Annotated in this window: 5 protein-coding genes; 4 read left to right on the plus strand and 1 reads right to left on the minus strand. The window is 68.6% G+C overall.

The features are described from left to right. Positions 1–538, plus strand: a 538-nt coding sequence (locus tag WB508_RS05285) for a patatin-like phospholipase family protein (RefSeq protein WP_423843834.1), incomplete at its 5' end; no start/stop codon positions are given. Positions 539–676: 138 nt separating this feature from the next. Here the strand turns inward: WB508_RS05285 and WB508_RS05290 are convergent. Beyond that, the gene (locus WB508_RS05290) at positions 677–1,024 is read right to left on the minus strand and encodes an MGMT family protein (RefSeq protein ID WP_423843835.1); all 348 of its coding nucleotides are present in this window, start codon (positions 1,022–1,024) and stop codon (positions 677–679) included. Positions 1,025–1,067: 43 nt separating this feature from the next. Between WB508_RS05290 and WB508_RS05295 the strand changes: the two genes are divergently transcribed. The 3 genes from WB508_RS05295 to sepH all read left to right on the plus strand — a co-directional run bounded on the left by WB508_RS05295 (position 1,068) and on the right by sepH (position 6,868). Continuing rightward, the gene (locus WB508_RS05295) at positions 1,068–2,273 is read left to right on the plus strand and encodes an MFS transporter (RefSeq protein ID WP_423843836.1); all 1,206 of its coding nucleotides are present in this window, start codon (positions 1,068–1,070) and stop codon (positions 2,271–2,273) included. Continuing rightward, a complete protein-coding gene (locus tag WB508_RS05300) occupies positions 2,266–5,682 on the plus strand; it encodes a bifunctional proline dehydrogenase/L-glutamate gamma-semialdehyde dehydrogenase (RefSeq protein ID WP_423843837.1) in 3,417 nt (1,138 codons plus the stop codon). Before WB508_RS05295 ends, WB508_RS05300 begins: the two co-directional genes overlap by 8 nt. Positions 5,683–5,806: 124 nt before the next feature. Beyond that, positions 5,807–6,868 (plus strand): septation protein SepH, encoded by a 1,062-nt coding sequence (gene sepH / locus WB508_RS05305; protein ID WP_423843838.1) that lies wholly within the window; start codon positions 5,807–5,809, stop codon positions 6,866–6,868. The last annotated feature ends 93 nt before the right edge of the window (positions 6,869–6,961 follow it).

Here is a 6,961-nt window from a genome sequence, read left to right on the forward strand (position 1 = left end):
GGTCAGGACCGCCGCTCAGGGCAGGACGCCCACCGTTGACGACCGCTACGCGCAGGTGGGCCAGCGAATCGGCGGACTGACCTGGCCTGACCGAGACCTCGTGATCACGGCCATCCACGTCGGCACCGGCGAGCTGGCCACCTTCGGTCCCCGGACCACACGACCGGCCGTGTCGCTGGAGGACGCGGTCAACGCGAGCTGCGCCGTGCCGTTGATCTACCCGCCGATTCCGATCGACGGCGACAGCTACATCGACGGCGGGGCTCGATCGGGATCCAACGCTGACCTGATGGTGGGGATGGACGTGGTCATCGCGATCACCCCGATGGACCGCTCGGTCGGACCGCTGCGGAGTGCTGCCCAACAGCTGGAGGACATCGGCGTGCAACACCTCGTGATCTCCCCCGACACCGCGTCCCGCACCGCGATCGGCAAGAACGTTCTGGACCCCGCCGCGCGGCCGCCGTCGGCTCGGGCGGGCTACGCCCAGGCCGCCATCGAGATCGATCGTCTTCGCGCTCTGTGGTCCGACCACTGAAGCCGATCTCTTCTTCTCACGTACGACCGCGAGCAGCCAGCGGAGTCCTCGCGTGTCACTGTGCTGCTGCAACCTTGCCAGCACGAGAGCAGCGAGTGCGAGACCGGGCATGAACCGAGGCAGCCGCATGCCGGGACGCTACGGTGCGCCGCGACGTCCTGCCAGCACACGACCGGACGGGTCGATCGTATGGCCCTCCGCCCGCAGCAACGGCGCAGCGACTTCCCGATGCTGTCGGTACACGTGCCCGCTGGCGGACACCACCCGCCACCACGGCAGTCCCGGGACGCGCCGCAGCACGTTCGCCACCGCCTGACCCGCGCCCAGGTGCCCCGCCTCGATCGCGACGTCGGTGTAGGTCACGAGGTCGCCGGGCTGCAGCCCTGACACCACGTCGACCACCCGCTGCTGGAACTGAGTCAGCCTCACAGGTGCTTCGGCATGCCCGCCACCGGGCAGCGGGAGCGCCGAGTCGACATCGACCATGCCACCAGTCAACCGGACCTGTGGTGACGACTAGATTCAGCCCATGCTGCAGACGTATCGCGCCGCCTTCTCGGCGCCCGGTGCGGCGTTGTTCTCAGCCACCGGCGCGCTGGCCAGATTGCCGCTGTCCATGACCGGTCTCGGCATCGTGCTGGTGGTCGCGCTCCGAACTGACTCCTACGGTCGCGCTGGCACCGTCGCCGCGGTCTATGTGCTCGTCGCGTCGATCAGCGGACCGCTGCAGGGACGGATCGCAGATCGGGCCGGCCAAGCCCCTGTTCTCTGGGTTGCCGGGGCACTGCACGCCACTGGCATCGTCCTGACCCTGCTGTACGTCGACTCAGCGGTGCCCCTGCCCCACCTCGCCGTCGCCGTCGCGGGTCTGGGCGCGCCCCAGGCGGGCAACATGGTGCGTGCCCGCTGGGCTCATGTGCTCGAGGATCGCGAGCAGGTCAGCACGGCCTTCGCGATCGAGGCGGTGCTGGACGAAGCCGTGTTCGTGGTCGGTCCGGTTCTCGTGACCTTCCTGACCCTGCAGGTGGCTGAGAGCAGCGGTCTGCTGGCCGCCGGCATCGTGTCGACTCTCGCGTCCTGGGCGTTGGCACTGCAGCGCGGCTCCGAGCCACCTATTCCCGAACGCACGGGTCAGGCCGCTGCACCGATCAATCTGGCCTTGTTGTGGCCGCTGACGGTTGTCTCGGTCGGGCTGGGCGTGTTGTTCGGCTCGACCGAGGTCGTCGTCGTGGCGTTCACCGACGAGGCGGGACGCGACAATCTCGCCGGAGTGATCCTGGCCGTGTGGGCGCTGGGAAGCCTGATCTCCGGCCTGATCGTCGGGGCCCTGCCGAGCCGCGAGCCGCTGCGCCGCATGCGGTGGGCCCTGTTCGGACTCACCGTCCTGTTCGTCCCGCTCAGCCTCATCGATGGGATCCCCCTGTTGGCCATCGGCATGCTCGGGGCCGGTCTGATGATCTCGCCGACCGTCATCGCCATGACCCGCCTGGTCGAGACTGGGGTACCAGCGCGACGCTTCACCGAGGCTCTTGGATGGATCACCACCGGCCTCGCCGGAGGAGTCGCACTGGGTGCCGCGGTCGTCGGCAGGGTCATCGACGCACAGGGCGCATCCGCCGGATTCCTCGTCCCCTTGGGCTCCGTTGCCGTCGCGACGCTGCTGGCCTGGACCCGCGTCCCGAGCGCCCGCGCCGCTGCTCCGATGACCGACTACGGTGGGTCCCAAGATGACTGACCTGACACTGGCCGACCGCAGCGTCGAACTCGTCCGAGCGTGGATCGATCCGCAGCAGGCCCGCAAGCACCGACCCAGCCCCGCGGCGCGCCGTCTCGCCAAGCTGCTCAAGGACCCCGACGGCCTCGAGTTCACGATTGCCTTCGTCGACCGTGTCGTCCGACCCGAGGACACCGGTGTCGCAGCCCGCAACTTGCGCGACCTCGCCTCCAGCACACCGGCCTTCCTCCCGTGGATCCAGCGCTTCCTCCTCAAGCTCGGTGCTCTGGTGTCCTTGATTGCCCCGACGTTCGTGGTCACCACGGCGCGCGGCACGTTGCGTCGCATGGTCGGCCACCTCGTGATCGACGCGCGACCCCGTCCGCTGGGCAAGGCGATCGGCAAGCTGCGGCGTAGTGGCGACCGGCTCAACTTGAACCTGCTCGGCGAGGCCGTTCTCGGCGATGGCGAGGCTGAGCGTCGTCGCGATGCGACCCTGCGCCTGCTGGAGCGTGCCGACGTGGACTACGTGTCGGTCAAGGTGTCGTCGGTGGCCAGCCAGCTGTCGATGTGGGCTTTCGACGAATCCGTCGCCCGGGTCGTTGAGCAGCTCGAGCCGCTGTACGCCAAGGCCGCCGAGGACGACACCTTCATCAACCTGGACATGGAGGAGTACCACGACCTCGACCTCACGATCGCGGTCTTCATCGCGATCATGGACCGCTTCCCGCAGCTCAGGGCCGGCATCGTGCTGCAGGCCTACCTCCCCGATGCGCTCGGCGCCATGCAACACCTGCAGAGCTGGGCCACCGTCCGTCGCGCCGCGGGCGGTGCGCCGGTCAAGGTCCGTGTCGTCAAGGGAGCCAATCTCGCGATGGAGCGCGTCGACGCGACCATCCACGGCTGGCCCCTGGCCACGTGGGGCAGCAAGGTCGAGACCGATGCTGGCTACAAGCGAGTGCTCGACTGGGCCCTGACCCCTGATCGCACCGACGCGGTCGAGATCGGCGTGGCCGGCCAGAACCTGTTCGACATCGCATACGCCTGGTTGCTCGCAGGCGATCGGGGCGTCCGCGACGCCGTCACGTTCGAGGTGCTGCTGGGCATGGACTCCGGTCCGGTCGACACGGTCCGCGATGAGGTCGGCGGCCTGCTGTTGTACACGCCGGTGGTGGATCCGGGTGAGTTCGACGTCGCCATCGCCTATCTCGTGCGCCGACTCGAGGAGAACGCGTCCGACGAGAACTTCATGTCGGCGGCGTTCGACATCGGCACCGACCCGCAGCTGATGGCTCGGGAGGTCGGCCGCTTCCTGGAGTCCGTCGACCTGATGGAGAAGCGCGGTCCCGAGGCGCATCGCGTCCAGGACCGCACTGCACCGGTGGCCGAGCTCTCGCCCGACGCCGAGCAGGCGTTCCGCAACACCCCCGACACCGACCCGTCGATCGAGGTCAATCGCGTCTGGGCCAGCCGCGCCCTGTCCCGCGTCGACTACACCCAGATCGGCAACGAAACCGTCCGCCAAGGCTTGGTGGCCGGACCCGCCAGCCTCGAGACGGTCATCCATGACACCCGCGATGCTGCGATGGCGTGGAACGCGCGGGGGTCCGATGTTCGCGCCTGGATCCTGCACCAGGCCGGTCGCGCGTTGGAGTCTCGTCGCGGTGACCTCATCACGGTCATGGCCGCCGAGGCAGGTAAAACCGTCGCCGAGGGCGACGTCGAGGTCAGCGAGGCGATCGACTTCGCGCACTACTACGCGGAGTCCGGCCGCCGGCTCGATGCCGTGGACGGTGCTGTCATGACTCCGGCCAAGCTCACTGTCGTGATCCCACCGTGGAACTTCCCGGTCGCCATTCCGGCCGGCATGGTGCTGGCAGGCCTGGCCGCCGGCAGCGGCGTCATCATCAAGGCTGCCCCCCAGACGCGTCGGTGCGCGGCCGTCATGGTCGAGGCGCTGTGGCAGGCGGGTGTCCCCCGCGATCTGCTGCGCGTCGCGACCCTCGAGGAAGGTCCGTTGAGCAAGGCGATGGTGGCCCACTCCGATGTGGACCGCGTCCTGCTGACTGGCGGATGGGAAACCGCTGCGTTGTTCCGTTCGTGGAAGCCCGATCTGGCACTGTCCGCCGAGACCAGCGGCAAGAACGCCCTGGTCGTCACCCCCAGCGCTGATCTCGATCTTGCCGTCTCCGACCTGGTCAAGAGCGCATTCGGTCACGCAGGGCAGAAGTGCTCGGCTGCCAGCCTCGGCATCCTCGTTGGCTCCGTCGGCACGTCCGAGCGATTCCGTCGCCAGCTGGTCGACGCCGTTCGGTCGCTCAAGGTGGGCCATCCTGTCGACCCTGAAGTCGCCATGGGACCGATCATCGAACCGCCGAGAGGCAAGCTGCTCTCCGGGCTCACCAAGCTCGGGCCGGGCGAATCGTGGCTGCTGGAACCGCAGCGCATCGGCGACGACGACCGACTGTGGACCCCTGGCATTCGTGACGGCGTGCGGCCCGGTAGCGAGTTCCATCGCACCGAGTACTTCGGGCCCGTGCTGGGGCTCATGCATGCCGACTCCCTCGGCCAGGCTTTGGAGTGGCAGAACGCCACCGACTACGGGCTCACCGCCGGCATCCACTCCTTGGATCCCGACGAGGTCAACCAGTGGATCGACACCGTTCAGGCAGGCAATCTCTACGTCAACCGCGGAATCACGGGTGCCATCGTGCAGCGACAACCGTTCGGCGGATGGAAGCGCTCCTCGGTCGGCACGACCTGCAAGGCCGGCGGACCGAACTTCTTGCTGCACCTGGGCACGTGGCATTCACGTCCGCTGCGGCGGACCGCAGATCGGTCCGTTTTGAGACCGTCGGTCACTGCATTGCTCGACGCGGCTGCTCCGCACCTGGGTGCTGGTGTCCAGGCCGAACTCGCTGCCGCCGCGACCTCGGACGAGATCGCCTGGCGCCGCGAGTTCGGCGTCAGCAAGGACGTCAGCGGACTCGGTGTGGAGCGCAACGTGTTCCGGTATCGCGTCACGCCGGTGTCGATCCGTGCCGATCACGCCGATCTGGCCGACGTCGTCCGCGTGCTGCTGGCCGCGGCCCGCACGGGCGCTCCGATCGATGTCAGCACCACCGACGAGCTGCCTGCCGGGCTGGTTCCTCCCGGGGTGTCTCACACGGTCGAGTCGCGGGCAGCCTGGCTGACCCGCGTCGCCGCCGAACGCCCTGCCCGTATCCGCCTCATCGGCGGCGGCGCCCGGGATGCTGCCGTCACGGTCGAGGGCGATCCCGACGTCGCGATCTACGGTGGCGCGGTCACACTAGCGGGTCGACTCGAGCTGCTGCCGTTCCTGCGCGAGCAGGCAGTGACCATCACGCAACACCGATTCGGCAACCATGACCCGTCGTTCGACCGCGTCCTGCCGCGTTCGCCGCGCTGACGACCCGTACAACACGACGCGCCGATTCGGCGCGTCACCGAGAATCACGGCGTGTCGTCCCTACGATGGAGAAAAGGTCGCCCGTGACACCGTGCGGGTGGCAAGGCACTGGGAGGCAGACGAGATGCGCGAACTCGGCTTCGACGGCGTGAGCGAGGACCAGACGTTCCTTCTCGTGCGCGATGCGTCGACCGACGAGCAGTTTCGTGTGCCCCTCACTGGCGAAGCAGCTGTTCTCGTCACTGGTGCCACTGCGCCTTCACCCCTCGTGTCGTCTTCTGCCACCGGTTCGGAGCCAGCCATGGACACCAGCATCACGCTCAGCCCGCGCGACATCCAGTCCCGTATTCGTCGAGGTGAGTCAGCCCGTCAGGTCGCCGACTCCTGCGGCATGCCCTTCGACCGTGTCGACGGATTTGCCGGCCCGGTCATCGCCGAGCGCGAGTACATGCACCAGCAGGCCCGCAAGACCTCGCTGCGCCGCAAGCACGTCACGGGGGCGGGCATGCTGCTCGGTGCACTCGTCGACGCGGCGATCATCGACTCCGGCGGTGTTCCCGAGAACGCCGAGTGGGACGCCTGGCGCCGCGAGGACGGACGCTGGACCGTCTTGGTCACGCCGGCTGGATCTGAGCACACCGCCACCTTCATCTACGACTCCCGCGGCCGGTACGTGGTGCCCACGGATGAGTTCGCTCACGATCTGGTCGGCGACGTCTCCCTGCCGGACACCCCCGACATGGCCATTGCCGATGCCGTGCGCTCCCCGACTCCCCCGGTCCAGACGGCCGCCGAGATCTCCGCCCAGGACGCCGGCCTGACGCCGACACCGCTGAGCGACACCCACGCGAGGCAGACCGAGCTGGAATTCAGCGATCTGTCCGACATCCCCGACGATCTGCCGCCAGACGTCGCAGCTGCAGAGGCCTTGCTCGATGCCGCCGCCGGGGTCAGCGGCGTGTCATCGCTGAAGGCCGCCCGCGACCGCCGCACCCAGGAGGCCTTGGCCAAGCAGGAGTCCGAAGCGGCGGCCGACTCCGAGATTCAGCACGACGTGGACCAGCTCGACGAGGAACTGCAGACCGATGTCGCAGTCCCAGACACCGCCGGCCCCCGCAAGAAGCGCGGCGAGCGCCGCCGGGTCCCCAGCTGGGACGAGATCATGTTCGGTGGAAAGGACGACTGAGACTGAGCCGAGACCGCTCTGCGGTCGAGCGCGAAGGAGCGCCAGCGCAGCGTGAGCGTGCCGCCGCGAAGCGGCCTGGAGCGAGGCGTGGCG

Source organism: Aeromicrobium sp. (genome assembly GCF_049586495.1).
Classification (GTDB): domain Bacteria; phylum Actinomycetota; class Actinomycetes; order Propionibacteriales; family Nocardioidaceae; genus Aeromicrobium.